At 26.2% G+C, this 527-nt stretch carries 1 protein-coding gene; it reads left to right on the top strand.

The window, feature by feature from the left end; all coding sequences use genetic code 11:
• Positions 1-527, top strand: a 527-nt coding sequence (locus tag LDP10_RS03165; RefSeq protein WP_265197278.1) for a ClpX C4-type zinc finger protein, incomplete at both ends; no start/stop codon positions are given.

The following is a 527-nucleotide window of genomic DNA, read 5'->3' as shown; positions in this document are numbered from 1 at the left end:
ATACTGTTCCTTTTGTGGAAAAAATAAAAAATCAGTATCAAAGTTAATAGCTGGCCCTTCAGTATATATCTGTGATGAATGCATTACCTTATGTAATGAAATTGTACAAGAAGAAACAAACGACACGTTAATAAAAAATAAAAACAAAATTTTACCTACTCCTCATACGATTAAAACACATCTTGATAATTACGTTATTGGACAAAATAAAACAAAAAAAATATTAGCAGTCGCTGTTTATAACCACTATAAAAAAATTTATCATGTTTCAAACAAAAAAAATGTTGAAATAGGTAAAAGTAATATTTTATTAATTGGTCCTACAGGAAGTGGAAAAACTTTATTAGCAGAAACATTAGCGAAATTTCTTGATGTACCATTTGTAATAACAGATGCTACCACTTTAACAGAAGCAGGATATGTAGGAGAAGATGTAGAAAATATTATTCAAAAATTACTACAAAAAAGCAATTATAATATTCAAAAAGCCCAAATTGGCATTATTTATATAGATGAAATTGATAAAA

The sequence above is a fragment of the Buchnera aphidicola (Pemphigus obesinymphae) genome, from assembly GCF_026122815.1.
Taxonomy (GTDB): Bacteria; Pseudomonadota; Gammaproteobacteria; order Enterobacterales; family Enterobacteriaceae; genus Buchnera_C; species Buchnera_C aphidicola_BJ.
Note: the sequence above shows the minus strand (reverse complement) of the source record. Positions and strands in the feature narration are given on the sequence as shown.